This is a genomic window from Cupriavidus sp. H19C3 (genome assembly GCF_049393815.1).
Lineage (GTDB): Bacteria > Pseudomonadota > Gammaproteobacteria > Burkholderiales > Burkholderiaceae > Cupriavidus.
Genome location: NZ_CP184985.1, coordinates 2873620 through 2900470 on the forward strand (window position 1 = coordinate 2873620; position 26851 = coordinate 2900470).

At 67.2% G+C, this 26851-nt stretch carries 28 protein-coding genes; 13 read left to right on the forward strand and 15 right to left on the reverse strand.

Translation table 11 applies throughout. From position 1 onward, the window contains the following. Positions 1-19: 19 nt before the first annotated feature. Complete coding sequence (locus tag DFLDMN_RS13215) at positions 20-1126, forward strand: GlxA family transcriptional regulator (protein ID WP_423195400.1); 1107 nt, start codon at positions 20-22, stop codon at positions 1124-1126. Between the two features lie 3 nt (positions 1127-1129). Here the strand turns inward: DFLDMN_RS13215 and htpX are convergent, their stop codons facing one another. Both htpX and DFLDMN_RS13225 read right to left on the reverse strand, forming a co-directional pair. Next, entirely contained in the window at positions 1130-2011 is an 882-nt protein-coding gene (htpX, locus tag DFLDMN_RS13220) for a protease HtpX (protein WP_423195401.1), read from the reverse strand. A 115-nt stretch (positions 2012-2126) separates the two neighbouring features. After that, positions 2127-2519, reverse strand: coding sequence for a hypothetical protein (locus tag DFLDMN_RS13225; protein ID WP_423195402.1), 393 nt, complete (start codon positions 2517-2519; stop codon positions 2127-2129). 217 nt (positions 2520-2736) lie between these two features. Between DFLDMN_RS13225 and DFLDMN_RS13230 the strand changes: the two genes are divergently transcribed. Both DFLDMN_RS13230 and DFLDMN_RS13235 read left to right on the forward strand, forming a co-directional pair. Next, the gene (locus DFLDMN_RS13230) at positions 2737-3177 is read left to right on the forward strand and encodes a Cd(II)/Pb(II)-responsive transcriptional regulator (protein ID WP_423195403.1); all 441 of its coding nucleotides are present in this window, start codon (positions 2737-2739) and stop codon (positions 3175-3177) included. 274 nt (positions 3178-3451) lie between these two features. Next, on the forward strand, positions 3452-3811 hold the full coding sequence (locus tag DFLDMN_RS13235; RefSeq protein ID WP_423195404.1) for a hypothetical protein: 360 nt from the start codon (positions 3452-3454) through the stop codon (positions 3809-3811). Between the two features lie 165 nt (positions 3812-3976). Here DFLDMN_RS13235 and ypfJ read toward each other — a convergent pair whose 3' ends face one another. The 6 genes from ypfJ to gcl form a co-directional block, all read right to left on the reverse strand. After that, complete coding sequence (gene ypfJ, locus DFLDMN_RS13240; protein ID WP_423195405.1) at positions 3977-4876, reverse strand: KPN_02809 family neutral zinc metallopeptidase; 900 nt, start codon at positions 4874-4876, stop codon at positions 3977-3979. Positions 4877-4997: 121 nt separating this feature from the next. Further along, a complete protein-coding gene (gene pyk / locus DFLDMN_RS13245; RefSeq protein ID WP_423195406.1) occupies positions 4998-6464 on the reverse strand; it encodes a pyruvate kinase in 1467 nt (488 codons plus the stop codon). Positions 6465-6493: 29 nt separating this feature from the next. Further along, positions 6494-7819: a glycerate kinase type-2 family protein gene (locus tag DFLDMN_RS13250; RefSeq protein WP_423195407.1), complete on the reverse strand. Its 1326-nt coding sequence runs from the start codon at positions 7817-7819 to the stop codon at positions 6494-6496. 198 nt (positions 7820-8017) lie between these two features. Further along, positions 8018-8941 (reverse strand): 2-hydroxy-3-oxopropionate reductase, encoded by a 924-nt coding sequence (gene glxR, locus DFLDMN_RS13255; protein WP_423195408.1) that lies wholly within the window; start codon positions 8939-8941, stop codon positions 8018-8020. A 48-nt stretch (positions 8942-8989) separates the two neighbouring features. Continuing rightward, positions 8990-9772 (reverse strand): hydroxypyruvate isomerase, encoded by a 783-nt coding sequence (hyi, locus tag DFLDMN_RS13260; RefSeq protein WP_423195409.1) that lies wholly within the window; start codon positions 9770-9772, stop codon positions 8990-8992. 26 nt (positions 9773-9798) lie between these two features. After that, positions 9799-11583 (reverse strand): glyoxylate carboligase, encoded by a 1785-nt coding sequence (gene gcl / locus DFLDMN_RS13265; protein WP_423195410.1) that lies wholly within the window; start codon positions 11581-11583, stop codon positions 9799-9801. Between the two features lie 288 nt (positions 11584-11871). Between gcl and DFLDMN_RS13270 the strand changes: the two genes are divergently transcribed. Together DFLDMN_RS13270 and DFLDMN_RS13275 are read left to right on the forward strand one after the other, a co-directional pair. Further along, a complete protein-coding gene (locus tag DFLDMN_RS13270) occupies positions 11872-12570 on the forward strand; it encodes a hypothetical protein (protein ID WP_423195411.1) in 699 nt (232 codons plus the stop codon). A gap of 240 nt (positions 12571-12810) precedes the next feature. Continuing rightward, positions 12811-13728, forward strand: coding sequence for a LysR family transcriptional regulator (locus tag DFLDMN_RS13275; RefSeq protein ID WP_423195412.1), 918 nt, complete (start codon positions 12811-12813; stop codon positions 13726-13728). Positions 13729-14023: 295 nt separating this feature from the next. Here DFLDMN_RS13275 and DFLDMN_RS13280 read toward each other — a convergent pair whose 3' ends face one another. Further along, entirely contained in the window at positions 14024-14716 is a 693-nt protein-coding gene (locus tag DFLDMN_RS13280) for a GntR family transcriptional regulator (RefSeq protein WP_423198405.1), read from the reverse strand. Positions 14717-14766: 50 nt separating this feature from the next. After that, entirely contained in the window at positions 14767-16170 is a 1404-nt protein-coding gene (locus DFLDMN_RS13285; protein WP_423195413.1) for a C4-dicarboxylate transporter DctA, read from the reverse strand. A 382-nt stretch (positions 16171-16552) separates the two neighbouring features. On the opposite strand from DFLDMN_RS13285, the gene DFLDMN_RS13290 reads away from it, so the two are divergent. Both DFLDMN_RS13290 and DFLDMN_RS13295 read left to right on the forward strand, forming a co-directional pair. Further along, positions 16553-17812 (forward strand): allantoate amidohydrolase, encoded by a 1260-nt coding sequence (locus DFLDMN_RS13290; RefSeq protein ID WP_423195414.1) that lies wholly within the window; start codon positions 16553-16555, stop codon positions 17810-17812. A 56-nt stretch (positions 17813-17868) separates the two neighbouring features. Then, on the forward strand, positions 17869-19119 hold the full coding sequence (locus tag DFLDMN_RS13295) for a M20/M25/M40 family metallo-hydrolase (protein WP_423198406.1): 1251 nt from the start codon (positions 17869-17871) through the stop codon (positions 19117-19119). Between the two features lie 185 nt (positions 19120-19304). Here DFLDMN_RS13295 and DFLDMN_RS13300 read toward each other — a convergent pair whose 3' ends face one another. Next, positions 19305-19778, reverse strand: coding sequence for a MarR family winged helix-turn-helix transcriptional regulator (locus DFLDMN_RS13300; RefSeq protein ID WP_423195415.1), 474 nt, complete (start codon positions 19776-19778; stop codon positions 19305-19307). 62 nt (positions 19779-19840) lie between these two features. Here DFLDMN_RS13300 and DFLDMN_RS13305 point away from each other — a divergent pair, with 62 nt between their 5' ends. Next, the gene (locus DFLDMN_RS13305; protein ID WP_423195416.1) at positions 19841-20287 is read left to right on the forward strand and encodes a carboxymuconolactone decarboxylase family protein; all 447 of its coding nucleotides are present in this window, start codon (positions 19841-19843) and stop codon (positions 20285-20287) included. 107 nt (positions 20288-20394) lie between these two features. Beyond that, a complete protein-coding gene (gene arsC / locus DFLDMN_RS13310; protein WP_423195417.1) occupies positions 20395-20754 on the forward strand; it encodes an arsenate reductase family protein in 360 nt (119 codons plus the stop codon). 98 nt (positions 20755-20852) lie between these two features. Here arsC and DFLDMN_RS13315 read toward each other — a convergent pair whose 3' ends face one another. The 3 genes from DFLDMN_RS13315 to DFLDMN_RS13325 form a co-directional block, all read right to left on the reverse strand. Beyond that, a complete protein-coding gene (locus tag DFLDMN_RS13315) occupies positions 20853-21119 on the reverse strand; it encodes a hypothetical protein (protein ID WP_423195418.1) in 267 nt (88 codons plus the stop codon). A gap of 119 nt (positions 21120-21238) precedes the next feature. After that, complete coding sequence (locus DFLDMN_RS13320) at positions 21239-21904, reverse strand: exonuclease (protein ID WP_423195419.1); 666 nt, start codon at positions 21902-21904, stop codon at positions 21239-21241. Between the two features lie 3 nt (positions 21905-21907). Continuing rightward, a complete protein-coding gene (locus tag DFLDMN_RS13325; protein WP_423195420.1) occupies positions 21908-22558 on the reverse strand; it encodes an MBL fold metallo-hydrolase in 651 nt (216 codons plus the stop codon). Between the two features lie 277 nt (positions 22559-22835). Here DFLDMN_RS13325 and DFLDMN_RS13330 point away from each other — a divergent pair, with 277 nt between their 5' ends. After that, positions 22836-23642, forward strand: coding sequence for a septal ring lytic transglycosylase RlpA family protein (locus tag DFLDMN_RS13330; RefSeq protein WP_423195421.1), 807 nt, complete (start codon positions 22836-22838; stop codon positions 23640-23642). A gap of 154 nt (positions 23643-23796) precedes the next feature. Here the strand turns inward: DFLDMN_RS13330 and rsmI are convergent, their stop codons facing one another. Continuing rightward, entirely contained in the window at positions 23797-24732 is a 936-nt protein-coding gene (gene rsmI, locus DFLDMN_RS13335) for a 16S rRNA (cytidine(1402)-2'-O)-methyltransferase (protein WP_423195422.1), read from the reverse strand. Between the two features lie 15 nt (positions 24733-24747). Here rsmI and DFLDMN_RS13340 point away from each other — a divergent pair, with 15 nt between their 5' ends. The 3 genes from DFLDMN_RS13340 to DFLDMN_RS13350 all read left to right on the forward strand — a co-directional run bounded on the left by DFLDMN_RS13340 (position 24748) and on the right by DFLDMN_RS13350 (position 26848). Further along, a complete protein-coding gene (locus DFLDMN_RS13340) occupies positions 24748-25125 on the forward strand; it encodes a YraN family protein (protein ID WP_423195423.1) in 378 nt (125 codons plus the stop codon). Between the two features lie 78 nt (positions 25126-25203). Continuing rightward, the gene (locus DFLDMN_RS13345) at positions 25204-25791 is read left to right on the forward strand and encodes a phosphoheptose isomerase (RefSeq protein WP_423195424.1); all 588 of its coding nucleotides are present in this window, start codon (positions 25204-25206) and stop codon (positions 25789-25791) included. A 172-nt stretch (positions 25792-25963) separates the two neighbouring features. Continuing rightward, positions 25964-26848: a BON domain-containing protein gene (locus tag DFLDMN_RS13350; protein WP_423195425.1), complete on the forward strand. Its 885-nt coding sequence runs from the start codon at positions 25964-25966 to the stop codon at positions 26846-26848. Positions 26849-26851: the final 3 nt, after the last annotated feature.

Sequence of the window (26851 nt, forward strand, 5' to 3'; positions counted from 1 at the left end):
GCAGAGACCCGTACCCGCCATGCCTTCCGACCTCCGCCTCGTTACCGATGCCTCGCGTGCGGTGGTGATCGTTGCACCCGATCCCGCGCAGGAACTCGACGTGACCGGCCCGAGCGCGGTGTTCGGCGCGGCCAGTCGCCTGTGCGGCAAGGGCCGCGCGCGCCAGGGGGGAACCCCCTATACGGTGCATATCGCCAGTGCCAGCGACGACGGCATCGTGCGCACCGAAAGCGGCGTGCGCATGCTGGCGGAGGCGCCGTATCACCGCATTGCCGAGGCCATCGGCCGACCCATCGACACGCTGCTGGTCGCGGGCGGGTCGGGTCATGCGCAGGCGGCCGCAGACGCGCGCCTGGTGGCGTGGATCCGTGCCCAGGCCGACGCGGTACGGCGCGTCGGCGCGGTATGCACCGGCGCCTTCGTGCTGGCGCAGACCGGCTTGCTCGATGCGCGCCGCGTCACCACGCACTGGCGCCATGCGGCGCGCCTCGCCGCCCGGCATCCACAGCTCGAGGTCGATGCCGACCCGATCTGGGTCCGCCAGGGCCGCTTCTATACCTCCGCCGGGGTGACGGCGGGCATGGATCTCGCGCTGGCGCTGGTGGAAGAGGACCTGGGCTACGCGGTGTCGCTCGAAGTCGCGCGCGAACTGGTGCTGTTCTTGCGGCGGCCGGGCAACCAGGCGCAGTTTTCCACCTCGCTGCGCGCACAGGCGGCGCAGACTCCGGTGCTGCGCGAGTTGCAGGGCTGGATGGCGGACCATCTCGCGGATGACCTGTCGGTGCCCGTGCTGGCCGAACGCGTGGCCATGAGCCCACGCAATTTCGCGCGCGTGTTTGCGCGGCAGGTCGGCGAGACCCCCGCGCGGTATGTGGAACAGCTACGGGTGGAGGCGGTACGCCGCCTGCTGGAAGGCAGCGACCGCCGGCTGGAGGGCATTGCGCACGCCACCGGCTTCGGCAACGCGGACATCATGCGGCAGGCGTTCCTGCGCCACTTGCACACCACGCCGGAACGCTACCGCGCGGCATTCCGTGCGCATGGCGCCAACGGCACCAGTGGCGTGGAAGCCGGCCGCGCGGAGGGCGTCCACGGCGACCGCCGGGGTGCCGCGGACGCGGCCTGAGGCTTACCGGCCGCTGCCCTGCAGGGCAGCGATACGCGCTTCGATCGGCGGGTGGCTCGAAAACAGCGCAAGCCACGACTTGCCGCCCGAGATACCCATCGCCTGCATGTTCTGCGGCAGGCCATCGGCATCGAGGCCGCCCAGGCGGCGCAGCGCATTGACCATCGGCGCCGTATTGCCCATCAGGCCGGCCGCGCCGGCATCGGCGCGGAATTCGCGGCGTCGCGAGAAGGCCGCCACGATGATGCTGGCCAGGATGCCGAACACGATTTCGCAGACCACCACGGTGATCATGTAGCCGATGCCCGGGCCGCTGGATTCTTCGTCGTTGCGGCGCAGCCAGGAATCGACGAAGTAGCCGACCACGCGCGCAAAAAAGATCACGAACGTGTTGACCACACCCTGGATCAGCGTCAGCGTGACCATGTCGCCATTGGCGATGTGCGCCACCTCGTGCGCCAGCACGGCCTCCACTTCCTCCTGCGACATCGATTGCAGCAGGCCGGTGGAAACCGCCACCAGCGAGCTGTTCCGGGTCGCGCCGGTCGCAAAGGCGTTGGGTTCGCCATCGTAGATGGCCACTTCCGGCATCGGCAGGCCCGCGCGCGTCGCGAGCTTTTCCACCGTCTGCACCAGCCAGAACTCGGTGGTGGTGCTCGGGTGCGTGATGACCTGCGCGCCGGTCGACCATTTGGCGATGGTCTTCGACATCAGCAACGAAATAAAGGCACCGCCAAAGCCCATCAGCGCGGCGAATACCAGCAGCATGCCGAGGTTGAGACCGTTGGCCGTGAGGTAACGGTTCACGCCAAGCAGGCTGGCCGTGATACTGAGGACGAGCATGACGGCGAGGTTGGTCGCCAGGAACAGGAGAATACGTTTCATGGTTGTGGGGCAAGACTCGAAAAGTCGCGGACAGGCCGCGGGAGCGCGGCACGCCGACGGCGCACCACGCGGATCGTGGACGGCGCACGGCATACCTGCCGCGCGCGAAAGCGGGTCAGCCGCGCGGTGGGCGCGGCAGGCGAGGCAGGTCGGGGTCCGGCAAGGTCATGCCGGCATAGCGTGGCACGGTGCCGCGCGCATCGTGGACTACCATGCGAAGCGCGGCGGCCGGCAGTAACTGCTCGGCAAAGTCGGAAGCGGGTGAAGACGGCTCGGCGGTGTCGCCCGACGGACGGGAGTCGGCGGGAATGTCGCCATCGCCACCATCGATGCCAGTACCGTTGCCGGTCGTTGCGCTGGCCACGGCGAGGTCGGCAAGTGTGTCGGCCGGCACCGTGATGGCGGTCGTGGCCCGCGCCTCCTGACCGGTTTCCACCGATACCATCGCGGCGCCAATGCCAGCCCAGGCCTGCAGGGGCAGGAAGGCAAGCAGCGCGATCGTCAGCATGAGCCGGAGGGTATGCACGGTAAAAAGGTGGTGCGGGCGATGATGGCAGGAATTCTACAGGATGCCGTGCAAGACATCTGCGCGCCGCTCGACCATCTCGGCTTGCCAGCTGGTGCCAGACCACACCCGCAGCACGGTCATCACGCCCGCGCACAGATTGGACTACACTCGCATAACCCTGTAATCGCTACAGGGATTGCCCTTCAGGAGTGATGTCATGCGTATCGGCGAGTTGTCCCGCCATAGCGGTTGCGACGTCGAAACCATCCGCTACTACGAGCGCGAAGGGCTGCTCGATGCCCCGCAGCGCGAAGACAACGGCTATCGCCGCTACGGCGACGGTCATCTCGTGCAGCTCAACTTCGTCCGCCACTGCCGCTCGCTCGGCATGAGCCTCGCGGACGTGCGCCGGCTGCGCGACTTCCAGCGCAATCCGTCGCTGGCCTGCGACGATATCAACCATTTGCTGGACCGCCAGATCGAGCAGATCCATACGCAAAGAGTGGCGCTTGAGGCGCTTGAAGACCAGCTGCGCGCGCTCCGGCATACCTGCGTTACCCCGCATCCGGCCAGCGAATGCGGCATCCTGCAGAACCTCCAGCAGGCAGCCGAAGGCGCGCCCTGCGAGTGCCACGCGCCGCAGTCGGCCCAGCACTGAGCCGCGCGATCCCCGCCCACCGCATCGTCTTCCACCCCGCCGCCGGCGCTGGCTGACATCGCCGCTCGCGCCGGCACGGCGCCATTCGTCACCGGGTCCAGCGTTTCACGGCGTGCAACGCACCATTCGTCGCAGCGGTATTTCTCGTGACGAACGGACCCACTAACCTTCAGCCTGTCCTTGCATCGCCACGTAGATGGCAGATGACGCAGCCCGCAGTGATTCGTACCGGGGTGCACCAAAAAGAAGCTGTTATCAGTTGAAGGAGTCCCAAATGAACGCCAAACGCATGCTTGGTGGCGCTCTCGTGTTGGCTGCCGTTGCCGGCTTTACCGCCTCGACCGCCGCGATCGCTGCCCCCGCCGCCGCCAAGGTCGGCAAGTTGAAGGTCTATGCAGACGCCTCGCGCGCCGGCCAGTTCGACGTCTACACGGACGGCGCCAAGATCGGCAAGTTCGATCCGTACACGGACGGCGCGCGCCAGGTCGGCGACAAGTTCGACGTCTTTACGGACGGCCTGCGTCAAGGCAAGTTCGATACCTTCAGCGAAGGTACGCACAGTTTCAGCGGCGAGATTTCCGCGTCCGCGCTCGACAACGCCCGCAACGGCGATCTGTACGGCTATCGCGTCTGATCGCCGGTCGCGCATGCCCTGTGCGCGACCAAGTCGGCCAACTGGAGGTGTCTCCGCTGGCCGCACCGTTTTCTCTCCCACCTGCCCGGCCGACCTCCTCCTCCTTCTCTCTCCGCCGGGCAGGTGATTTTTCCCCGCCTCAGTCTCTTCCCACGTTTCTAGCCATTACAGCTGCTTCGCGGCAAACGTATCGCATTTGCGGATATCGCCCGAGGTCAGGCCTTGTCGCAACCAGCGTACGCGCTGCTCGCTGCTGCCATGCGTGAACGCTTCCGGCACCACATAGCCCTGCGCCTGACGTTGCAGGCGATCGTCGCCGATGGCGGCGGCTGTCTTCAGTCCTTCCTCGACGTCGCCCGGTTCCAGCAACTGCTGGTTGGCGCGCTGCGCGGTCGCGGCCCATACGCCGGCCAGGCAATCGGCCTGCAGCTCCAGCCGCACCGACAGCTGGTTGGCCTGCGCCTCGCTCATGCGCCGGCGCGCGCTATCCACCTTCTGCGAGACGCCGAGCAGATTCTGCACATGGTGGCCGATCTCGTGCGCGATCACGTACGCCTGCGCAAAGTCGCCGCCGGCGCCAAAGCGCTGGCGCAACTCGTTGTAGAAGGCCAGATCGATATAGACCTTCTGGTCGCCAGGGCAATAGAACGGGCCCATTGCCGACTGGCCGGTGCCGCACGCGGTCGGGGTTGCGCCGGAAAACAGCACAAGCGTCGGCGGCGCATAGCGACGGTTCAGCTCGGTCTCGAAGATGTGCTCCCAGGTCCGCTCGGTATTGCCGAGCACCTTGCGCGTGAACACGGTGAGCTGGTCGGTGGCCGGCGGGCGATGCGGCGCCTGCGCCTGGGGCACATGCTGTTGCTGCTGGCCCTGGATGACCGAGGCACCCTGGAAAATCAGCGAGGGATCGATGCCAAAGAAGTACGACGCGGCCAGTGCCACGATGACGGTACCAATGCCGATCGTGCGGCCACCGATGGGCAATCCGAATCCGCCGCCACCGCCGTAGCCGTCACCGCGGCGGTCTTCTACATTCTGGCTTTCGGCTTCGTCGTCGAGACGCATGGGAACTCCGTGGGGTCAGTCAAGCCGGCGGCCACCAGGCCTCGACCTGGCAGCCGCCATCTGCCGTGGAGTATAGCAATGGCGCCCTTGACCACCCCTGGCGAGCCCGGCGCTTCCGCGCTCAGGCCCGGGCCGGTTCGCGTGCCAGCGCGGGCGTGCCCACCGCCAGTTCGGCGCCGACCTCGGCCACCCGCAGCAGGTTGGTCGTGCCGCCCTGGCCAAACGGCATGCCGGCCGCAATCGTGATCTGGTCGCCGGGCTCGGCGTAGCCTTCGATCAGCGCGGCGCGCGCGGCGGCTTCCACCATCTCGTCCACGCTCTGCACGTCGGGGCTCACCGTCGAATGCACGCCCCACGTCATGGCCAGGCGGCGCGCGATCTCAACGTTGGGCGTGATGCTGACGATCGGCGCGCACGGCCGTTCGCGGGCCGCGCGCAGCGCCGTGGCACCCGACGAGGTGTACGTCACCGTGGCCTTGGCGCCGATGATCTGCGTGACTTCACGCAGCGCCGCACAGATCGCATCCTGCCGCGTGGAGAGCGGCGCCTCATGCTGGGCGTCGAGCATGTTGCGGTAGAGCGGGTCGCGCTCCACCTCGTTGGCGATGCGATCCATCATCGCCACCGCTGCCACCGGATAGCGGCCATTGGCGGACTCGGCCGACAGCATCACCGCGTCCGCGCCGTCGTAGATCGCGCTGGCCACATCGGACGCTTCCGCGCGCGTGGGCACCGGCGAATCGATCATCGACTCGAGCATCTGCGTGGCAATCACGATCGGCTTGCCGAGCTGGCGGCATACACGCAGGATGCGCTTCTGCACACCCGGCACGCGCTCCGGCGGCAACTCCACGCCAAGATCGCCGCGCGCCACCATGACCGCGTCGGAGACGCGCACGATCTCGTCGAGCTGCTGCAGCGCCGCGGGCTTCTCGATCTTCGACAGCACGCCGGCGCGCGTGCCGATGATCTCGCGCGCCTCCGCGATATCGGAGGGCCGCTGCACGAACGACAGCGCGATCCAGTCCGCGCCGAGCGACAGCGCAAACTCCAGGTCCTTGCGATCCTTCTCCGTGAGTGCCGGAATCGGAATCACCGCATCGGGCACGTTGACCCCCTTGCGGTCCGACAGCGTGCCGTTGTTGACCACGCGGGTCACGATGCTGCCGCTGGAGACCGCCTCGATATGGAGACGCACCTTGCCATCGTCGATCAGCAGCGACTGGCCCGCGCTGGCGGCGCGGAACAGTTCGGGGTGGGGCAGGCAGACGCGCGTGGCATCGCCGGGCGTCGGGTCGCTGTCGAGCACGAAGCGGTCGCCGGCGCGTACCGCGACCTTGCCTACCGCAAACGTGCCGATGCGCAGCTTGGGACCCTGCAGGTCGGCGAGGATCGCGATCGGGCGGCCGGTCTCGGCCTCCACGCGCCGCACGGCGTCATAACGCTGGCGGTGGTCCTCCTGCGTCCCGTGGCTGAAGTTGAGCCGGAACACGTCGGCGCCCGCCTCGAACAACTGGCGGATCACCGCAATATCGCTACTCGCGGGACCGAGCGTCGCGACGATCTTCGCTTTGCGCTGGCGTCTCATGGTTGTCTCCTTGGCTGGTATATCGCGCGTCAGACCACGAGGATCGCGCGGAAGTCGTTGACGTTGGTGCGGGTGGGGCCGGTCACGATCAGGTCGTCGAGGCCGGCAAAGAAGCCATAGCCATCGTTGTTGGCGAGGTGAGCACGTGCGGAGAGGCCGCGCGCCGCGGCGCGCGTGAGCGTATCGGGGCCGAGCAGCGCACCGGCATTGTCCTCGGAGCCGTCGATGCCGTCGGTATCGCCGGCGATCGCATGCACGCCGGGCAGACCGTCGAGCGCCACCGCGAGCGACAGCAGGAACTCGGCGTTGCGGCCGCCGCGGCCGGTGCCACGCACGGTCACGGTGGTCTCGCCACCGGACAGCAGCACGCAGGGTTTGGCAAACGGCTGGCCGTGCGCGACGATCTGCCGCGCGAGCGCCGCATGCACCTGCGCCACGTCGCGTGCTTCGCCTTCGATGCAGTCAGACAGGATATGGGCGGTCAAGCCGAGCTGGCGCGCGCGCGCGGCGGCCGCTTCCAGCGACTGCTGGGCGGTAGCCAGCGTCACGCTGCGGTGGCCGGCAAAGCGCGCATCGCCAGGCTTGGGCGTCTCGCCGGCGCCGCTCTCCAGATGCGCGCGCACCGTGTCCGGCACCTCGATGCCGTACTTGGCGATTACCGCGAGCGCGTCGGCGCAGGTGGTGGCGTCGGGTAGCGTGGGGCCGCTTGCAATCAGCGTGGGATCGTCGCCGGGGATATCGGAAATCAGCAGCGTCTCCACGCGTGCCGGCGCGCAAGCCAGCGCGAGGCGGCCGCCCTTGAGCGCCGACAGGTGCTTGCGCACGCAGTTCATCTCGCCGATGTTGGCGCCGCTGCGCAGCAGCGCCTTGTTGACCGCCTGTTTGTCCGCGAGCGTCAGGCCCGGTGCGGGCGCGGCCAGCAGCGCGGAGCCGCCGCCCGAAATCAGGCACAGCACGAGGTCGTCGGCGGTCAGGCCACGCACCAGCTCGACCATGCGCTGCGCGGCGCGCTGGCCTGCTGCATCGGGTACGGGGTGCGCGGCTTCCACTATCTCGATGCGCCGGCAGTCGGCACCATGGCCATAGCGCGTGACCACCAGGCCGGACAGCTCGCCCTGCCAGTGCGCCTCCACGGCCAGTGCCATCGCGGCGGCGGCCTTGCCGGCGCCGATCACCACGGTGCGTCCCCTGGGCGGGGCCGGCAGGTGAGGCGGCAGGCAGTGCGCGGCGCTGACCGCGGCGATGGCGGTATCGAACAGGTCCTGCAGGAGGGCACGCGCCTGCCTGGCATCGCGATAGTCGATGGACTGGCGCGTGGGGCTCAACAACGCGGCATTGGCGTCTGAGGTGAACATGGAGAATCCTGATACGGTCGCCGCGCGCCACATGGGCGCGCGGTGACGAGCGTTGCTGGGCAGGTGCGGTCGCGCGGGGGGCGCACCAGACTCCCGCGCGGCGCGACCCCGAGTCGCTACCGCTTCGAGGCGGCTGGTGTTACGCCCCGGCGTTAGACCCGGCGTTACGACCCGGTGTGGCGCACCGGTGTTGGGGGCTTACTTCGGCGTCTTGGCGATCTCGTGGTTCGACATGATCTCGATGGCCCGGCACAGCGCCGAGTGATCGGCCTTGCCAAAGCCATTGGCTGCGCACGCATTGAACAGCTCCTGCGCGGTCGCCGTATTGGGCAGCGATACGCCCAGCGCCTTCGCGCCCTGCAGCGCAAGGTTCAGGTCCTTCTGGTGCAGCTCGATGCGGAAGCCCGGGTCGAAGGTACGCTTGACCATGCGCTCGCCATGCACTTCGAGGATGCGCGACGAGGCAAAGCCGCCCATCAGCGCCTGGCGCACGCGCGCGGGATCGGCGCCGGCCTTCGAGGCAAACAGCAGCGCCTCGGACACGGCCTGGATATTGAGCGCGACGATGATCTGGTTGGCCACCTTGGTGGTCTGGCCGTCGCCATTACCGCCCACCAGCGTGATGTTCTTGCCCATCAGCTCGAACAGCGGCTTCACTTCGTCGAACGCTTCCGCCGGGCCGCCGACCATGATCGTCAGCGAGGCCGCCTTGGCGCCCACTTCGCCGCCCGACACCGGCGCGTCGAGGTACGACGCGCCCAGCTTGTTGATGCGCGCGGCAAAGTCCTTGGTCGCGATCGGCGAGATCGAGCTCATGTCCACCACGATCTTGCCGTAGGTCGCCTCCTTTCCCGCGGCCTTGTACGCGGCGGCCACGCCGCGCTCGCCAAACAGCACGGCGTCCACGTGCGGGGTGTCCGGCACCATGATCACCACGATGTCGGCGCGCTTGGCCACTTCCTCGGCGCTGGTGCAGACCGTCACGCCGGCATCGACCAGGGCCTGCGGCGCCGGATTGACGTCATGCACGAACAGCGTGTGACCGGCGGCACGCAGATGGCCCGCCATCGGCGCGCCCATGATGCCCAGGCCGATGAAGCCGATGTTGCGTTGGTTTGCCATGAAATGTCTCCTCTATTGAATGATGAAAATTCCGGTGCCGCGCCGGGGTTACCGCACGCCGTGCGCCGCGCGCCAGCCCAGGCCTTCCTCGGTCGAGGTGCGCGGCTTGTACTCGCAGCCGATCCAGCCCTGGTAGCCGATCTCGTCGAGCAGGCCGAACAGGTAGCGGTAGTTGATCTCGCCCGTGCCCGGTTCGTTGCGGCCCGGGTTGTCGGCCAGCTGCACGTGGCGGATCTTCGGCAGGTTGGCCTTGATCGTCGCCGCGAGCTCGCCTTCCATGCGCTGCATGTGATAGATGTCGTACTGCACGTACAGATTGGGCGCGTTGACCTGGTCGATCAGGTCGATTGCCTGCTGCGTGCGCGACAGCACAAAGCCCGGAATATCGAATGTGTTGATCGGCTCGATCAGCAGATCGATCTGTTCGGCAGCAAGCGCCCTGGCCGCAAAGCGCAGGTTCTCGACCAGCGTCTCGTGCGCCGCCTCGCGCCGCACCCCCTGCGGCAGGATGCCGGCCAGGCAGTTCAGCTGGCGCACGCCCAGCACCTTGGCGTACTTGATGGCTTCGCCCACGCCGTCCTGGAATTCGCTCACGCGATCGGGATGACAGGCAATGCCGCGCTCGCCCGCTTCCCACTTGCCGGCCGGCAGGTTGTGCAGCACCAGGTCGAGCTGGAAGCGGCTCAGCCGGTCCGCAATCTGGTCGGCATGGAACGCGTACGGGAACAGGAACTCCACGCCGCGAAAGCCGGCGCGCGCGGCGGCCTCGAAGCGGTCCAGGAAGGCCACTTCGTTGAACAGCATGGTCAGGTTGGCTGCGAGTTTCGTCATGGTGTTGTCTCCTCGGACCGGCGCGCTCAGGCGTTGGCCACTTCTTCCGACAGGATCGCCTCGTCGGCTTCCTCGATATCCTCGATCGGCTCGAATTCGTTGATGTTGTCGATCTCGGTGCCCATCGCGATATTGGTCACGCGCTCCAGGATCACCTCGACCACCACCGGCACCGAGAACTCGGCCATCAGCTCGCGCGCCTCGGCAAACGCCGGTGCGATGTCCTCGGGCTTGAACACGCGCAGCGCCTTGCAGCCGAGGCCTTCCACCACCTTGACGTGATCCACGCCGTAGCCTTCGAGCTCGGGCGCATTGACGTTGTCGAAGGCAAGCTGCACGCAGTAGTCCATCTCGAAGTTGCGCTGCGCCTGGCGGATCAGACCCAGGTACGAGTTGTTCACCACCACGTGGACATAGGGCACCTTGAACTGCGCGGCCACGGCCAGTTCCTCGATCATGAACTGGAAGTCGTAGTCGCCCGAGATCGCCACCACATCCGAGTTCGGCGATGCGGTCTTTACGCCGATCGCGGCCGGAATGGTCCACCCGAGCGGGCCGGCCTGGCCGCAGTTGATCCAGTGGCGCGGCTGGTTCACCGAGAGGAACTGCGCGGCGGCGATCTGCGACAGGCCGATCGTGGTCACGTAGCGCACATCGCGCGGGAAGTACTGGTTCATCTCGCGGTACACGCGTTGCGGCTTGACCGGGACGTTGTCGAAATCGCTCTTGCGCTTCATGGTGCGGCGACGCTTCTGCACGTCGGCGACCCATGCCTTGCGGTCGGGCAGGCGGCCCGCCATCTTCATTTCGCGCGCGACTTCCACAAACAGTTCCAGCGCGGCCCTGGCGTCGGACACGATGCCCAGGTCGGGGCCGAACACGCGGCCGATCTGCGTCGGTTCGATATCGACGTGCACGAACTTGCGGCCCTTGGTATAGACGTCGATGCTGCCGGTATGGCGGTTGGCCCAGCGATTGCCAATCCCCATCACGAAGTCCGAGGCCAGCAGCGTGGCGTTACCGTAACGGTGCGAGGTCTGCAGGCCGACCATGCCCGCCTGCAGCGGATGGTCGTCGGCGAGCACGCCCCAGCCCATCAGCGTCGGCACCACCGGCACGTTGACCAGTTCGGCAAACTCGACCAGCAGCTCGGACGCATTGGCGTTGATCACACCGCCGCCGCAGACGATCAGCGGGCGCTCGGCCGCGTTCAGCATCGCGATGGCCTTCTCGATCTGCGCGCGCGAGGCGGCCGGCTTGTACGGCTGCAGCGGCTGGTACGTTTCCGGATCGAATTCGATCTCGGCCACCTGCACGTCGAACGGCAGGTCGATCAGCACCGGGCCCGGACGCCCCGAACGCATCAGGTGGAACGCCTGCTGGAACACCTGCGGCACCAGCGCCGGTTCGCGCACGGTCACGGCCCACTTGGTCACCGGCTTGGCGATCGATTCGATATCGACGGCCTGGAAGTCTTCCTTGTAGAGGCGCGCGCGCGGCGCCTGGCCGGTGATGCAGAGGATGGGGATCGAGTCGGCCCAGGCCGAGTACAGGCCCGTGATCATGTCGGTGCCGGCCGGGCCCGAGGTCCCGACGCACACGCCGATATTGCCCGGCTCGGCGCGCGTATAGCCCTCGGCCATATGCGAGGCACCCTCGACGTGGCGCGCCAGCAGGTGCTTGATCGAACCGGCGCGGCGCATGGCCGAGTAGAACGGGTTGATGGCGGCGCCCGGAACGCCAAACGCGGTGGTGATGCCTTCCTTCTCGAGGACGGCGATGGCGGCGTCGACGGCTCTCATCTTCGGCATGATTTGTCTCCAATGATGGTGGTGGATTTCTGTTGGGAACGATCCTAAGGCGCGTGCCGGCCGCGATAAACGGAACCGCGATCAATTGATTCGATACCTGTGGTTTGGAATGCTGGCATTGCCCGTCAAGAATATGGCGTATCAGGCATTCACACGGCGCTGCAACAAATCCCCCCACAGCGTAGGGAATCCGTGCGAACTCGCACATTTGCGCTACCCGTCGCATCACATGCCAGCCAAAATGTCGGGTTGCGATTTGTCCCCGATGTTTCCGCTCACATTTCCGCCATGTACGCCCGGTTGCCGCCTACCTACGAACTGATTGAGGCACTCCGCAACGCCGACCCCGCTACGGCCTCCGTTGCAGGGACGACCAGTGCACTCGCGCGCCTGCTGTGGGCGGCTTTTGTCGCCGCGCTGGTGCCGGCGGTCATGACCGGCAGCGCGCTCGCGTACTGGCACCTGCTGCTGCGGCAGGCGCCGCCCGCGTGGCTGCCCGAGGCGTTTCAGGTGGCATTGGCGGCCAGCGCGGCCTGCTACCTCGGCGCCTGGCTTGCCCGCATGGCCGTCGGTCGCGGCGCATGGCGGCACCCGCTGCGCTGGTTATCGGCGCGCGTCGATGCCCAGAGTTCGGTGGAGAATGCGCTGCTGTTGCGGCTCGGGCGGATTCCGCCGCTGCAGCTGCGCGCGCGCCAGCGCCGCATCGCGCTGCAGGCAAGGATGTGGGAAGGCGCGGCGCGCACGGTGGCGCTGCTGCTGGCGGTGGGGCCGGCGGCGTTCGTGTTGTTCAATGGGCTGGCCGATGCGCCCGGCACGGCCGCAGGCTTCGACGTGCAGCAGATCGTCGCGGTTTATGGCGCGGTGCTGGTCACCGGTGCGGCCTTCGCGCTGTTTGCCCAGTTGCAGTGCTCGGGACCGCTGCGGCGGCTGGCCCATGTCCTGGCCGAGGCGGCCGAGATCAACGAAGCGGTGGGGCGCGGTCTCTGATGCCCGCCCGATGGCGGCTTCAGGCGCGCCCTGATACCTGCCCCGATACCTGCCCCGATACCTGCCCCGATACCCGCCCCGATACCCGCCCCGATACCCGCCGTGATGTCACCTGATGCCGTCTGATGCCGTCTGATGCCATGCGCGGGCGCGCATGACGCCCATCGCAAGCATGGGATGCGCAAGTGCCTGCCGATGCCTCACAATGTGCCAGCAGGAGACACAGGCAAGCTGGCCAACATGGATAAATTCAAACAGATCGAGGCATTTATCGCCGTGGTGGAGCAGGGCAGCATGGCGGCCGCCGCGCTGACCCAGAACGTGACGCCGGTCATGATCGGACGGCGCATCAATGCGCTGGAGGCGCGCATCGGCGTCAAGCTGCTGCATCGCTCCACACGACGCATCGTCGTGACGGAAGAGGGCGCGGCGTTCATGGAGCAGTGCAAGAAGGCGCTATCGGACCTCGACCGGGCCGAGATGCTGATTGCCGAGGGCCGGCACAAGGCCACCGGGCACCTGATCGTCTCGGCGCCGGCGGCGTTCGGCCGCAAGCACGTGGCGCCGCACGCGCCCGCGTTTCTGAGCGCCAATCCGGACGTGCGCATTTCGTTCAACCTGACCGATCGCGTGGTGGATCTCGTGCGCGAGGGCTATGACGTGGGCATCCGCATCGGCGGCGCCATCGACCCCAACTTTGTCGCGATCAAGCTCTCGTCGAACAAGCGCGTGGTCTGCGGCACGCCAGCGTATTTCGCCAGGTATGGCGTGCCCCATACGCTCGAGGATCTGGAGCACCACAACTGCCTGTCGTTCAACCTCCAGGGCGGCCAGCAGCGCGGCTGGTACTTTCAGCAGAACGGCAAGACCGTGACCGTGCGGGCCACCGGCAATCTCGATTGCAACGACGGCGAGCTGTTGCATCGCTGGACGGGGGAAGGGCTCGGACTCGGCTGGCGCTCGACCTGGGAAATCCTGCCGCAGCTGGAGAGCGGGGAATTGATCACCGTGCTCGACGAATTTGCGCTGCCCGACTACGACATCCTGGCGGTGTACCCGCAACAGCGGCCGGTGCCCGCCAAGATCCGCTTTTTTATCGAGCATCTGAAGACACAGTTTGCGCGGCCGGGATATTGGAGCGGTCGGACAGAGGACTAGCAGAGAGAGGAAGAACGAGGAAAAGGAAGAACGAGGAAAGGGAGAACGAGGAAAGGGAGAACGAGGAAAGGGAGAACGAGGAAAAAGGCAGGAAGACGGCAGGAAGACGGGGAGAGAGGGGGGAGGCGAAAGAGAAAAAAAGAAAGCCCGCAGAGCCATTGCGGTCTGCGGGCAGCCCTTCTTGCGAAGGACGGGGAGAGCCGATGAAGTGCGCCCCCGCAACTTCATGGCCAGACGAATAATGCGCCTGGGCCGGCCTCCCGACCTTGATCGAAATCAAGTCAGATGCAATCCGTTACGCCAGCAGCGCGGCGACGAGGTCCTTGCCGCGCGCGGGATCGGGCATTTCATCGAAATGCAACGCCGCCTCGACGTGCGCGAGGTGGTCCACCATCAGCGCCACCGCGCGTTCCACATCGCCGGCGCGCGCCGCCTCGATAAAATCGCGGTGTTCGTCGGACGAGCAGGTGGCGTCGCGCCGCGATTGGTACAGCATGGTGATCACCGCGCTGCGCATCGACAGTTCCTGCATGATCTCCGTCAGCACCGTGTTGCCGACCACTTCCGCCAGCACGATGTGGAAATCGCCAAGCAGCCGTGTACGGGTCTGGGCGTCGTTGCCGCCCAGCGATTTGCGCTCGGCGGCCAGATGCTTGTCGATACGCTTGTAGTCGGCCGGCGTGGCCTTGCTCACGAACTCGCGCGCCAGCGCCGCTTCCAGGATGCGCCGCACCGCAAACACCTCGCGCGCTTCCTCCGCGCTCGGCTTGGCGACAAAGGCACCCTTGTCGGGCACGATCTGGATGACCTTGTCCTTCGACAGCATCAGCAGCGCCGCGCGCACCTTGGTACGGCTCACGCGGTAGACGCTGGCCAGCGCCTCCTCGCGCAGCTTGGTGCCGGGAGGCAGGCGGTGCGAGACGATGGCGGCGACGATATCGTCGGCAATCGCCTCGGCGGTCATGTCTGGATCGATATGCTCGGGCATGGTGGCGCGCATCGGGCGTGGCCCCGCGCGTAGACGGGAATGCCGAGATTCTAGCGCCCCACGGCGGTCCCGGGCAGCCGGGCATCGGCTGCGCTCTCCGGACCGGGCACGGCCGGCGCATGCATGCCTTCGTCGAGCTCGCTCGCGGCGATGGTGCGGTTGAGCACGCCATGCGCGCGTTCGCGATCGATATCCTTCTCCCACGACGCCACCACCACGGTCGCCACGCAGTTGCCGACCAGGTTGCCAAGCGCCCGGGCAATGCCAATAAACCAGTCGACCGACAACACCAGCACCAGCCCGATGGCCGGAATGGCCGGGTGCGCGGACAGCGTGGCGGCCAGGATCACGATGGCCGAGCCCGGAATGCCGTGGGCCCCCTTGGACGTCACCAGTGCCACCGCCAGAATGCCGAGCAGATCGCCGAGCGCGAGCGGCGTGTTGGTGGCCTGCGCGATAAACACCGCGGCCAGCGTCAGATAGATCGAGAACGCATCGAGGTTGAACGAGTAGCCAGTCGGGATCACCAGGCCGACCACGGACTTGCGAATGCCCATGAACTCGAGCTTGCGCATGACCTGCGGCAGCACGCTGTCGGACGATGCCGTGCCCAGCACCACCAGCAGCTCGGCGCGCAGGTAGCGGATCAGCTTGAAGATCGAGAAGCCGCACATGCGCATGATCCCGCCCAGCACCGCCACCACGAATACGAGCACTGCGCCGTAGAACAGGATGACGAGAAAGCCAAGCTGCTTGAGCGAACCGATGCCGTACTTGCCCACCGTGAACGCCACCGCGCCGAGCACGCCCAGCGGCGCAAGCTTGATGATGAAGCCCATCATGCGGAACAGTGTCTGCGAGAACGTGTCGATCAGCCGCACCAGCGGCTGGCCCGGTACACCGACCAGCGACAGCGCGCAGCCAAACAGTACCGAGATCAGCAGCACCTGCAGCACGTCGCCGCTGGCGAAGGCGCCCATCACGGTATTCGGAATCAGCTTGAGCAGGAATTCGACGGTGCCGGTGCTGCGCACCTTCTCGGCGCCCTGCACGTAGGCGGCCATGGCCGACGCATCGAGCGACTGCGGATTCACGTTCATGCCGGCGCCCGGCTGGAACACGTAGGCCAGCACCACGCCAAGGGCCAGCGCGATGGTGGTCACCACCTCGAAGTACACCACCGCCTTGATGCCAACGCGGCCCACCTTCTTCAGTTCGCCGGCGCCGCAGATGCCGGCCACCACCACACAGAAGACGATGGGGCCGATCAGCATCTTGATCAGCTTGATAAAGGCGTCGCCGAGCGGTTTGAGCTTGGCGGCAAATTCGGGCGCCAGCAGCCCGAGTACCGTGCCAAGCACGAGGGCGATCAGAACCTGGCCAAAGAGGGAGCGGGTGAATCGGGTGTGCAGGCGCGCGCCCGACGCGTGCCGCGTTTGAACTCCATGCTGCATTGCTGTCTCCGTGCGGGCCGATCGCTGCCGGCCCTGTCTGGTTCAGGAACGCCGGCATGTCAATGGTCGATGCCGGCCGGCCGCACGCTGGTCCGGGGCCTCGCGTGGACGGCCCCCCTGTTGAGGCGGAGTCCACGCAACCGGCTGTCCGGACCGGATTGTCCGCAGCCGATTGTTCGTGCGTGCAGGCCAATATAGTGCATATAAATTTTGTATGCAATTTTTGAATTCACTGTGCTACCATGAATCGCAGAGAATAAGGCTCGGGGCCGTGCTGCCTGTGCGCAGCGCAGGGGAAGGGGAGGCGGGAACGTCGGTGAAGCCGGCGCTCCCCCAACCCCGCCAGGCCGGCAGCCTTGATCCATCGAGCAGGAGACTACGCATGGCAGCACATCCAACGCCCGACGCCGGCCCGCGCCTGGGTGCACGCATCATGGACTGGGCCGACGCCCTCGCCGTCCACACCGAGCAGCCCGGCATGCTCACCCGTACCTACCTGACCGACGCGCATCACGGCGCCGCCGCGCAACTGAGCGCGTGGATGGCGGCCGCCGGCATGACCGTGCGGCGCGACGCCGCCGGCAACGTGATCGGCCGCTACGAGGGCACCACGCCCGAGGCGCCGGCGCTGCTGACCGGCTCGCACTTCGACACGGTACGCGACGCCGGCCGCTACGACGGCAACCTCGGCGTCATTCTTCCCATCGCGTGTATCGCCGAATGGCATCGCGTCGGGCGCCGCTTTCCGTTCGCCATCGAGGTGGTCGGCTTTGCCGAGGAGGAAGGCGTGCGCTTCAAGGCCACGCTGCTCGGCAGCCGAGCCATTGCCGGGACATTCGATACGCGTGTGCTCGACAACCTCGACGACGAAGGCCGCACCATGCGCGACGTGATGGCCGCCGCCGGCTTCGACGCCACGCGCCTGCCCACGGCCGCACACGAGCGCGCCAAGGTGCTCGGCTTTATCGAGGTGCATATCGAACAGGGTCCCGTGCTGCTCAACGAAGGACTGCCGGTCGGCGTGGTCACCGCGATTTCCGGCGCGTCGCGCTTCCTGGTGGAGCTGGAAGGCCTGGCCGGCCACGCCGGCACGGTGCCGATGGACATGCGCCGCGACGCCGCCATGGCGGGCGCCGAGATCGGCCTGTACATCGAACGCCGCTGCGGCGGGAAGCCGGGACTGGTGGGCACGGTCGGCCAGTTCAACGTACCCAACGGGGCCACCAACGTGGTGCCTGGCCGCGCGGTATTCTCGATCGATATCCGCGCCGGTGCCGATGCCGAGCGCGCAGCGGCCGTGGCCGACGTGCTGGCGGAGATCGAACGGGTTTGCGCCCGCCGCCAGGTGCGCGCGCAGATACGCAAGACGCATGAAGCCGCGAGCGTGCCCTGCGCGCCGTGGCTGCAGGCGCAATGGGCCGCCGCGATCGAGCGCGCGGGCGTGCCGGTGCGGCACCTGCCGTCGGGCGCCGGGCACGATGCGATGGCCATTGCCGCCTTGACCGACGTGGCCATGCTGTTCGTGCGCTGCGGCAACGGCGGCATCAGCCATCACCCCACCGAAACCATGACCGCCGAAGACGCCCAGGTGGCGGCGGACGTATTTACCACGTTCGTCGAGCACTTCCGGCCCGCGCCATGACTCCGCAGTGATCCTGTTCTCCCCATACGAGCCATATCATGACCGCACGCGACAACATGAACCCCATCGAATCCACGCTCACGCAGTTTGTCGATGAGCATCGCCCGCAGCAGGAGGCCTTTCTGGCCGAACTGGTGAAGGTACCGTCGGACAATCCCCCCGGCGACTGCGATGCCCATGGCAAGCGCGCGCGCCAGTTGCTCGAGCAGCTCGGCTTCACGGTCGAGGCGTACAAGGTGCCGGACGACAAGGTCAAGGCCGCGGGGATGATCAGCGCCACCAACCTCGTGGTGCGCAAGCGCTTTGGCAGCGGTGGCCCGACCATCGCGATGAACGCGCACGGGGATGTGGTACCGCCGGGCCTCGGCTGGACGCGCGACCCGTACGGCGGCGAGATTGCCGACAGCGAGCACGGCCCGGTGATGTATGGTCGCGGCGTGGCGGTGTCCAAGTCGGACTTCGCCACCTATACCTACGCCACCCTGGCGCTGATGGCCGCCGAGAAGCAGGGCGCCCAGCTCAACGGCACGGTCGAACTGCAATTCACCTATGACGAGGAAACCGGCGGCGACATCGGGCCCAGGTTCCTGCTCGACGAAAACCTGACCAGGCCGGACTATGCGATCTCGGCCGGCTTTTCGTACGGCATCACCTCGGCCCACAACGGCTGCCTGCATGTGGAAGTCACCGTGAAGGGCAAGCAGGGTCATGCCGCCATGCCGCACACCGGCGTCGACGCGATCGAGGCCGCCACTCACATCCTGCAGGCGATCTATGGCCTGCGCGCCGAACTGGCCACGCGCAAGAGCAAGGTCCCCGGCATCGACCACGCCACGCTGAACGTGGGCCTGATCAAGGGCGGCATCAATACCAACGTGGTGCCCGACCTCGTTACCTTCCGCGTGGACCGCCGCATGATCCCCGAGGAAATCGGCTTCGACGCGGAAGGCGAGCTGCGCGCGGTGGTGGAGCGGGCCGCGCAGGACCGGCCGGGTATCGAGGTCAAGGTCGAGCGCATCATCCTGGCCGAGCCGCTGTCGGAACTGCCCGGTGTGGACAAGCTGATCGGCGCCCTCAAGTCGCGCGCGGAAGCGGTCTTCGGCGTGGACATCCCGGTCCACGGCGTGCCGCTCTATACCGACGCGCGCCACTACACGAGCCACGGCATTCCGACCGTGCTCTACGGCGCCGGGCCGCGCACGCTGATGGAGGCCCGCGGACACAACTCGGACGAGAATCTGCGGCTCGACGACCTGAACCGTGCCACCAAGGTGGTGGCGCTGGCCCTGGCGGACCTGATGCGCTGACCTGATGCGCTGACCTGCGGGCTAACTGACCTACTGACGCGCCGCGGCAGCAAGCCGCAACATCACGGCGCGCCCGCACATGGTCAGGCCCGCCGTACCATTCCGTAGTACCCCTGCCCGCGCGACTTCGGTCGCGCTTTTTTTATGGCAGCGTGCCCTGATTGCCGCACGCGCGCCGGCGCGGCTCATGCCTCCTTGGCCAGCCCCGTCAGCCAGCGCCGCACGATCTTTTCCTCCTCCTCGTTCAGGCCGGCGCGCAGATGCGCCTCGAGCGCCTGGGCGTGCTCGCGGCAGTCGGCCAGCAGGCGCCGGCCGTGTTCCGTCAATGCGATGGTCTGGATGCGTCCGTGCTCCGGATGCGGCTGGCGCACGATCGCTCCCATCTTGTCGAGGTTGGCCATGATGACGCTGACGGTCTGCGGCGTCAGCAGCGACAGGCGCGCCACGTCGGCATTGGACAGCCCGGGATAGGCGCCCAGCATGGTCAGCACCACGAACTGCGGCTGCGTCACGCCGACCGTGCCGAGCGCGCGCTCCAGCCGCAGCCGATTGGCCGCGTTGGCCTGCCGCAGCAGGTAGGCCAGGTACCCGGCCTCGCCTCGCTTGCCTTCGCCGGCGGCAGGCAACGGTGCCCCTGAACCCGCCATGGTCTTTTGCATATTGTCAGAGCTCTTATATCATTATCAGTGCTCTGACAATATACCCGAACCCATTGACCCATATGAAGACCGCACCCATCACGTTCCAGGATTTCACCCGCGCCGCACCGGAGGTCTATGCCGGCCTGGCCGCCGTCGGCAAGGCGATCGACGCCGCCGGCGTCGACAAGGCCCTGAGCGAACTGCTCAAGCTGCGCGTATCGCAGCTCAACGGCTGCGCGTTCTGCCTGCAGTTTCACCTCGATGTGGCGCGCCGCATCGGCGTGGACGCCCGCAAGATCGACCTGCTGGCGGGCTGGCGCGATGCCGGCGTGTTCAGCGAACGCGAGCAGGCCGCGCTGGCGTGGGCCGAGGCGTTGACCGGCCTTGGCGACCACGTCGGCTACGCGGCAGCGCAGGCGCAGGTACGGGCTCACTTCGAGGGAGGCGAATTCGTGCACCTGACGGCGGCGATCGCTTCGATCAATGCCTGGAACCGCATCGCGGTGGGGCTCCATATCGCCCCTTGAGCGGCCCGCCGGATGCCGATCTGGATGCCGATCCGAACGCCGACCATGCCCCGCCGCGCAGACGCTTCTATATAGTGCGGGGTGAAACTTCCCGAAAGAGGCCCGCAATGATCACGATTTACCACAACCCACGCTGTTCCAAGTCGCGCGAGACCCTCGCGCTGGTGGAAGCCGGTGCCCAGCGCCTGGGCGAATCGGTGGAAATCGTGGAGTACCTCAAGACGCCGCCGACGCTCGCGACGCTGCGCCAGCTCCATACGATGCTCGGCGTACCGGTGCGCGCGATGCTGCGCGACAACGAGGCTGCCTACCAGGAGCTCGACCTTGCCGACCCGGGACTGACCGATGCCGAATTGCTGGCGGCAGTGGCGGACAACCCGATCCTGCTGCAGCGGCCGGTGGTCGTGCGCGATCGCCGAGCCGTCATCGGGCGTCCGCCGGAGAACGTCAACACGCTGCTCGCCTGAGCGGCGCGACCAGTTGCCGCCACCGGAAGCAAACCGGCCCCCAACGCAATGTGGGGGCCGGCCGGTCAGACGAGGGGGATCGCTTCAGGCGAGTCGTCTTAAGGAACACCCAGCCAGTGCATGGCCTCCTGACCGAAAGAGATCCCTGCCAGCACGACCAGCAGCACGACCAGCGTGACCGTGCTCACGTAGAGGGTGGCCTTGGCGATTTCCGCGTCCTCGTTGGCGGAATGCGAGCCGGAAATGTTGGAAATGCGTTCGGTGGAAATGCGTTCGTCGGAGCGTCCGTGCGGCCAATGCGTCCAGTGTGGCCAATGCAGCCTGCCGGTCCAATCCTTGATGTGGTGTTCAGGATGAAAGCGCATGATCTACACCTCCTCGGGCATAGCGGCCCGGGTTGCCATCGGCACACCTCTACTATAGGCAAACCGGCGCAAAATGTGCCCCGTACCCACCGTACCGGCTCGGCCCGCCTGTGTTGCCACTAGGGTGCAGATGCCGGAGGTGGGGGATCGCTTTCGTCGGAAGTGTTGCTGGAGGCTGCTTCTGTCACCTGCGCCAGCATGGCCTCGCGCTCGCGCAGGGCGGCCAGCATGTTGCAGAAAAGCGCCCCCTGTTCCAGCGCATCGTCGATTGCAACGTGCGTATGAGGCAGCGGGTCCTTCCAGTGGTCCGGCAGCGCTGGCTTGACGGTCTTGCGAAACGGCAGCCCGGTCAGCGCAAAGCCCAGCGTCTTGATATCGAGCGCGGCCCAGCCGAACGGCGACCGGCCGGCAAAGCGCATCATGTACCAGAACATCCAGGTGAAATCGAAGCCGGCCGGAAATGCCACGAATACCGGCTTGCCCGGCAAGCGCTCGACCCATTCCACGTAGCGGACCATCGCCTCCTCCGGCCGCTGCAGGTCGCGCCGGCAGGCGGCCCAGGCCTCGGGCTGGGTTTGCCACCACTGCATCTGCACGGGATGGCCGACCGCGCCGGGCAGCGTTTCCAGGTTGGCCGAGAACGTGTCGATCACGGTCTTGTCCGCGCGCATCGCCGCCGAGGCGAACGACAGCATCGAATGCGGTCCCGGGATCGGGCCGTCCGCCTCGACGTCGGTGCTGACGTAGATCTCGGGACGGGTATCGGGAGCCTGGCGTTTCGCCATCGGTCAGTCCGCCCCGACCACGCGGTCGCCCACATACGGGTTGGAGCGCCGCTCCTCGCCGAAGGTCGAGACCGGACCGTGCCCTGGCACGAAGGTGACATCATCGCCGAGCGGCCACAGGCGCGTGCGGATCGAACGGATCAGGTCGGCGTGATTGCCGCGCGGAAAGTCGGTGCGGCCGATCGACCCGGCAAACAGGACGTCGCCGACGATCGCCAGCCGGTTGGCGCGGGAAAAGAACACTACGTGGCCGGGTGTATGGCCGGGGCAGTGGTAGACCTCGAGCGTCTCGCCGCCAAAGGTCACCGTGTCGCCGTCCTCGAGCCAGCGGTCGGGCTCGAACGCCTCCGCCTGGCCGAAGCCGAAGCGGCGGGTCTGCTCGGGCAACTGCTCGATCCAGAAGCGCTCGTCCTGCTGCGGTCCCTCGATCGGAATGCCGAGTTCGCGCGCCAGCGCCGCCGCGCCCGCGCAATGATCGACGTGACCATGCGTGAGAAAAATCTTCTCCAGCGTCACGCCTTGCTCCTTGACGGCGGCATGGATGCGGTCGAGGTCGCCACCGGGGTCGCACACCGCGGCGCGGCCAGTGGTCTCGTCGATCAGCAGCGAGCAATTCTGCTGGAACGGTGTCACGGGGATGAGAAGAACTTTCATGGATCCGAAGGCAATTCGCGTGGCCGCGGCAGGTGGGTCATTGTAGCCGCGTGCCGGTTTGAGCCGCCGCGCCTTGCCGCCATCGCGCGTTCGAAGGCAATGAGAGTTATCTTAAAAGTGTGTCAGACATCACCCGTTTTGCGCGCTGCCGCAATCCCCGCAATCCCTTGCCTGGCCAAGGATTGCGGGCCTTTGACAGTTTCTGACAAGTCGATTTCTTAAATTTCGTAACAAAATCAACGGCATAGCGTCTGGTGGTCGGTGTTAGACTGCGCCGATGCTCAATCTGTCCGTATTCCGCCCCGCCGTTTTCGAGGGGGCCAATCGTCTGCTCCGCCGGTGCGCCGTCATTGCGTCCGCCCTGGTGATGGCCGCGTGCGCGACGCCGCCGGGCGGCGACGGAACGGACGCGACGAGCACCAGCAATGCCATTTCCACCACGGGCTCGGCCGCCGGCACGCGCGCCGGCCGCCAGGCAAAGGCCGATGCCAGGAACGACAAGTCCGCCGCGAAGACCGCCGAGCACGGCGACGAGCGGGGTAGCTGGGACCTGTTCGGCTGGGGCAAGCAGGATGGCGACAGCGCCGGCCAGACCTCGCTCGACGGCCTGCGCCCGGATCTCGGCACGTTTGAGCAGCGCGGCATGGCGTCGTGGTACGGCAAGGGCTTCCACGGCCGCAAGACCGCCAACGGAGAGCGCTTCGACATGCGCGCGATGACCGCCGCGCATCCGTCGCTGCCGCTCGATAGCTGGGTGCTGGTGCGCAACCTGCGCAACAACAAGGTGGCGGTGGTCCGCATCAACGATCGCGGGCCCTATCACGGCAACCGCATCCTCGACCTGTCCTATGCGGCCGCCAAGCGCCTGAACTTCGTCGACCATGGCGCCACGCAGGTGGAAATCCGCCGCCTGTCGCGTACCGAAGTGGCGGCGTTGGGGCCGGAGATCGACGCGGGTGCAACCGAAGCCGGTGACGGCACCGGCGCGGACGATCTGAGTCCGCCCGAAACCGCCAGTACGCTGGCGCCCAAGGCCAGGAAAGCCAAAGCCAAGGCCAAGCCGGTCGTCAAGCACAAGCGCTGAGGCGCTGAGCCGAGTCACTGACGTGCCGGCGCGCTTGCCCAGTGTGAGGCGCCTGGCGTGAATCCACCTGGCGCCACCTGGCGGGTATGCCACCGCGCGCCGCGCCTTCCCAACCTCCGGATGTCCCTCCAGCGTGCGCGCCAATCCGACCCGGTCACTCCTCGCCGCCCTGATCCTCTTCCTGCGCCGACGGCTCGCCCGCACGCCGCGCCAGTGCGCGCTGATAGAGCGCCTGCGTGCCCGCGCCGGTGATGGCGCTCGCCAGCTTGGCCGCGCGCTTTGCCGGCAGCTCCGCCAGCAGCAGGTCGAGCACGCGCACGGCATGCGCGTCGGGCGCGTCATCGGCACCTGCGCTGGCGCGCGGCGCGCCTTCCACCACCAGCACGAATTCGCCCTTGCCACGCGTGGCCTCGCCCGCGAGCCAGGCCGGCGCGTCGGCAGCCTTCAGCACGGGCGTTTCCTCGAACAGCTTGGTCAGCTCGCGGCCGATCATCAGGCGGCGCTCGGGCACGGCCGCCGCGAGCGCGGCAAGCGTATCGGCAATCCGATGCGGGGCCTCGTAGAGAACCCATGGATGATCGAGCGGCGCCAGGGCGGCGATCGCCTCGGCGCGCGCCTTGGTCTTGCCGGGCAGGAAGCCGACAAAGGTAAAGCGCCCCTCGCCGTGCTCCAGCATGTCACCGGCCACCGACAGCGCGGTCACCGCGGCGCTCGGGCCGGGCAAGGGCACCACGCCCAGGCCCGCCGCGCGCACCGCTTCCACCAGACGCGCGCCCGGATCCGAAATGCCGGGCGTACCGGCGTCCGAGACATAGGCAATGCGTTCGCCGGCCGCCAGCCGCTCGACGATGCGGCCCGCGGCTTCACGCTCGTTATGCTCGTGCACGGCGACGAGCGGACGCTGCAGGCCCACGCGGCTCAGCAACTGAGCCGTATTGCGCGTGTCCTCGCACGCAATGGCATCGGCCAGGCCGAGCACGTGGAGCGCGCGCAGGGACAGGTCGGCGACGTTGCCGATCGGTGTGGCCACCACGTAGAGGGTCCCGGTTGGGTAGGTCTGGCCTGCTGCCAGCGAGCTCCAGTCAGCCATGCTTGAGAACTTCCCTTGAATCGTTCATTCAAAATCACCACGACGCAGGCCGGCGCGCAGGCCGAGGCGCGCGCGCTGGCCTGGCTGGAACGCCAGGGCCTGACGCTGGTGGTTCGGAATTATCGCTGCAAAGCCGGCGAGATCGACCTGATTCTGCGCGCGTCCGACGGTACGCTGGTGTTTGTGGAAGTGCGCAAGCGGCGCGGCGCCACGCATGGCGGCGCCGCGGCGAGCGTGACCCTCGTCAAGCAGCGACGGTTGCTGGCCGCCGCCGAGCACTACCTCGGCACCCTGGAGCGATGGCCGCCATGCCGATTCGACGTGGTGGCGATGGAGGCAGGACGGCTCGAATGGCTGCAAAACGCCTTCGATCTCGATGCGGCTGCGTCATAATGCGGCGGAAATCGCCGGCTCCTGCCGCCAGGGCCGGCGGGCATATCGACATAGAGGAATAGCGGGCAGAATCACCCCATGAGCATCGAGAGTATCCAGCAGCATTTCCTGGACAGCGCCGACACTGTGCGCCAGGCCGCCACGACGATGGCGCCGCAGATCGACGCCGCCGTGGAACGTACCGTCGCCGCACTGACCAGCGGCAACAAGATTCTTGTGTGCGGCAATGGCGGGTCCGCCGCGGACGCGCAGCATTTTGCCGCCGAGCTGATCGGCCGCTTCGAGCGCGAACGCCCGGGCCTGGCCGCCATCGCGCTGACCACGGACAGCTCCATCCTCACGGCGATCGGCAACGACTACGATTTCACCGTCGTGTTTTCCAAGCAGGTGGAGGCCATCGGCCAGCCCGGCGACGTGCTGCTGGCGCTTTCCACCTCGGGAAATTCGGAGAACGTCATCGCGGCCATTCACGCCGCACGCCAGCGCGAAATGCTGGTGATCGCGCTCACCGGCAAGGGCGGTGGCCGCATTGGCACCATGCTCGACGAATTCGATATCCACCTGTGCGCGCCGAGCGACCGTACCGCGCGCGTGCAGGAGGTGCATCGCGTGACGTTGCATTGCCTGTGCGATGGCATCGACGAAGCGCTGCTGGGCGAGGCCTGATGCCAGGCTGCCGCCCCCGCCACCAGGCTTGCCACCAGACTTATCCCGGGTTGTCCACAGCGTCTTCCACAGCCCGCCCGCTCTTTATCCACGCTTTGTCCACCGGCAGGATGCCGTTATCCACCGGTTATCCACAACACGCTTCCGACTTTTGCCCAGAGCCAAGGACCGCATGAAGAACGTGCCTCTCCCACCATCCGCTTCCGTCCAACGCCACACCGCCGGCCGCACCCGGCGCCTGGCGCGCACCGCCGTCACCGTTGCTGCCCTGGTGGTCTCCGCCACCCAACTGGCTGGCTGCTTCCCGGTGCTGGCCGGCGCCGTGGCCGGTGGCGTGCTGCTTGCCACCGATCGCCGGCCCACCGGTACGCAGGCCATCGACCGTGGCCTGCAACTCGAAATCGAGAACACCATCAAGACGCGCTACAGCGACGGCCAGGCCAGCGTCAGCGTGACGGTCTACAACCGCAAGGTGCTGCTGACCGGCGAAGCGAGCAGCGAGCAGGTCAAGCAGCAGATCGACCAGTACGTGCGCGGCCTGCCCAACACGCGCGAGCTGATCAACGACCTGCAGATCACCTCGACGCCGGGCTTCATGACCGCCAGCAACGATGCGTACCTGACCAGCAAGGTCAAGACGCTGCTGGCCACCGCGGAGGGCGTGCCTTCCAACTCGATCAAGGTGACGACGGACAAGGGCGTGGTGTACCTGCTCGGCGTGGTGACCCAGAAGGAAGGCGACCTTGCGACCGACGTCGCACGCAACGCCAGCGGCGTGGTGAAAGTGGTCAAGGCGTTCGACTACGTGAGCGAGGAAGAGCGCGCCCGTCTGGACGCCGCCGCGACCTCGCAGAACGGCAACCCGGGCGACACGCCGGTGGGGCAGCCGGCGCCGGTGCAATCGGTGCCGGGCAGCGCGCCCAACGCGCCCGTCACCAACGACGCGCCCGCCGGTACCCCGGCCCCGGGTACGCCCGGGGCCACGGGCACCAATGGCACCGTCAGCACGCCGGTGGGTTCGCCGGTCACGCTGCCGCCGGGCCGCAATCTGCCCTGAGGC

What these genes read in the sequence shown, in the direction of transcription:
- DFLDMN_RS13290 (WP_423195414.1), top strand. Translation starts at nt 16,553, where the DNA reads ATGGCAGCACATCCAACGCCCGACGCCGGCCCGCGCCTGGGTGCACGC.
- DFLDMN_RS13275 (WP_423195412.1), top strand. Translation starts at nt 12,811, where the DNA reads ATGGATAAATTCAAACAGATCGAGGCATTTATCGCCGTGGTGGAGCAG.
- DFLDMN_RS13305 (WP_423195416.1), top strand. Translation starts at nt 19,841, where the DNA reads ATGAAGACCGCACCCATCACGTTCCAGGATTTCACCCGCGCCGCACCG.
- DFLDMN_RS13280 (WP_423198405.1), bottom strand. Translation starts at nt 14,716, where the DNA reads ATGCCCGAGCATATCGATCCAGACATGACCGCCGAGGCGATTGCCGAC.
- DFLDMN_RS13315 (WP_423195418.1), bottom strand. Translation starts at nt 21,119, where the DNA reads ATGCGCTTTCATCCTGAACACCACATCAAGGATTGGACCGGCAGGCTG.
- DFLDMN_RS13215 (WP_423195400.1), top strand. Translation starts at nt 20, where the DNA reads ATGCCTTCCGACCTCCGCCTCGTTACCGATGCCTCGCGTGCGGTGGTG.
- DFLDMN_RS13270 (WP_423195411.1), top strand. Translation starts at nt 11,872, where the DNA reads ATGTACGCCCGGTTGCCGCCTACCTACGAACTGATTGAGGCACTCCGC.
- ypfJ (WP_423195405.1), bottom strand. Translation starts at nt 4,876, where the DNA reads ATGCGTCTCGACGACGAAGCCGAAAGCCAGAATGTAGAAGACCGCCGC.
- DFLDMN_RS13330 (WP_423195421.1), top strand. Translation starts at nt 22,836, where the DNA reads ATGCTCAATCTGTCCGTATTCCGCCCCGCCGTTTTCGAGGGGGCCAAT.
- glxR (WP_423195408.1), bottom strand. Translation starts at nt 8,941, where the DNA reads ATGGCAAACCAACGCAACATCGGCTTCATCGGCCTGGGCATCATGGGC.
- DFLDMN_RS13320 (WP_423195419.1), bottom strand. Translation starts at nt 21,904, where the DNA reads ATGGCGAAACGCCAGGCTCCCGATACCCGTCCCGAGATCTACGTCAGC.
- pyk (WP_423195406.1), bottom strand. Translation starts at nt 6,464, where the DNA reads ATGAGACGCCAGCGCAAAGCGAAGATCGTCGCGACGCTCGGTCCCGCG.
- DFLDMN_RS13225 (WP_423195402.1), bottom strand. Translation starts at nt 2,519, where the DNA reads ATGCTGACGATCGCGCTGCTTGCCTTCCTGCCCCTGCAGGCCTGGGCT.
- DFLDMN_RS13285 (WP_423195413.1), bottom strand. Translation starts at nt 16,170, where the DNA reads ATGCAGCATGGAGTTCAAACGCGGCACGCGTCGGGCGCGCGCCTGCAC.
- hyi (WP_423195409.1), bottom strand. Translation starts at nt 9,772, where the DNA reads ATGACGAAACTCGCAGCCAACCTGACCATGCTGTTCAACGAAGTGGCC.
- DFLDMN_RS13230 (WP_423195403.1), top strand. Translation starts at nt 2,737, where the DNA reads ATGCGTATCGGCGAGTTGTCCCGCCATAGCGGTTGCGACGTCGAAACC.
- DFLDMN_RS13300 (WP_423195415.1), bottom strand. Translation starts at nt 19,778, where the DNA reads ATGCAAAAGACCATGGCGGGTTCAGGGGCACCGTTGCCTGCCGCCGGC.
- arsC (WP_423195417.1), top strand. Translation starts at nt 20,395, where the DNA reads ATGATCACGATTTACCACAACCCACGCTGTTCCAAGTCGCGCGAGACC.
- DFLDMN_RS13235 (WP_423195404.1), top strand. Translation starts at nt 3,452, where the DNA reads ATGAACGCCAAACGCATGCTTGGTGGCGCTCTCGTGTTGGCTGCCGTT.
- DFLDMN_RS13325 (WP_423195420.1), bottom strand. Translation starts at nt 22,558, where the DNA reads ATGAAAGTTCTTCTCATCCCCGTGACACCGTTCCAGCAGAATTGCTCG.
- DFLDMN_RS13295 (WP_423198406.1), top strand. Translation starts at nt 17,869, where the DNA reads ATGAACCCCATCGAATCCACGCTCACGCAGTTTGTCGATGAGCATCGC.
- DFLDMN_RS13350 (WP_423195425.1), top strand. Translation starts at nt 25,964, where the DNA reads ATGAAGAACGTGCCTCTCCCACCATCCGCTTCCGTCCAACGCCACACC.
- rsmI (WP_423195422.1), bottom strand. Translation starts at nt 24,732, where the DNA reads ATGGCTGACTGGAGCTCGCTGGCAGCAGGCCAGACCTACCCAACCGGG.
- DFLDMN_RS13345 (WP_423195424.1), top strand. Translation starts at nt 25,204, where the DNA reads ATGAGCATCGAGAGTATCCAGCAGCATTTCCTGGACAGCGCCGACACT.
- gcl (WP_423195410.1), bottom strand. Translation starts at nt 11,583, where the DNA reads ATGCCGAAGATGAGAGCCGTCGACGCCGCCATCGCCGTCCTCGAGAAG.
- DFLDMN_RS13250 (WP_423195407.1), bottom strand. Translation starts at nt 7,819, where the DNA reads ATGTTCACCTCAGACGCCAATGCCGCGTTGTTGAGCCCCACGCGCCAG.
- htpX (WP_423195401.1), bottom strand. Translation starts at nt 2,011, where the DNA reads ATGAAACGTATTCTCCTGTTCCTGGCGACCAACCTCGCCGTCATGCTC.